A 627-nucleotide genomic window follows, 5' to 3' on the forward strand; every position below is an offset into this window, starting at 1 on the left:
CCGCCAGGAGGACGCCGTGTCCGAGGCCGCCGACCGCCCCACCGGGACCGACCGCCCCACCGGGACCGACCGCCCCACCGGGACCGATCGTGAGGCGACCGACCACGAGGGCTACGACCACGACGTGATCGTCGTCGGATCCGGGTTCGGGGGCGCCGTCGCCGCCCTCCGCCTGAGCGAGAAGGGGTACCGGGTCGCCGTCCTGGAGGCCGGCCGCCGCTTCGAGCGCGCCGAACTCCCCGCCACCTCCTGGAACCTGCGCGACTACCTGTGGGCACCCCGCCTGGGCCTGTACGGCATCCAGCGCATCCACCCCCTGGACAACGTCCTCGTCCTCGCCGGGGCCGGCGTCGGCGGCGGCTCCCTCAACTACGCCAACACCCTCTACGTTCCACCGGACGCCTTCTTCGCCGACCGCCAGTGGGCCGAGATCACCGACTGGCGCGAGGAACTGACCCCCTGGTACGAGCAGGCCCGCCGGATGCTCGGGGTGCGGATCAACCCCGACACCACCCCCGCCGACGAACACCTGCGCGCCGCCGCCGACCGCATGGGCATCGGCCACACCTTCCGCCCCACCCCCGTCGGCGTCTTCTTCGGCGACGGGGGTGGGGCGGATGGTGTGGC

General features: G+C 73.8%; 1 protein-coding gene. It reads left to right on the forward strand.

Annotated features, from left to right (window positions below; all coding sequences use genetic code 11):
* Positions 1–124: 124 nt before the first annotated feature.
* A partial coding sequence (locus FNQ90_RS25955; RefSeq protein WP_323380189.1) for an NAD(P)-binding protein occupies positions 125–627 on the forward strand: 503 nt, incomplete at its 3' end.

It is taken from the genome of Streptomyces alkaliphilus (genome assembly GCF_014141535.1).
GTDB lineage: Bacteria > Actinomycetota > Actinomycetes > Streptomycetales > Streptomycetaceae > Streptomyces > Streptomyces alkaliphilus.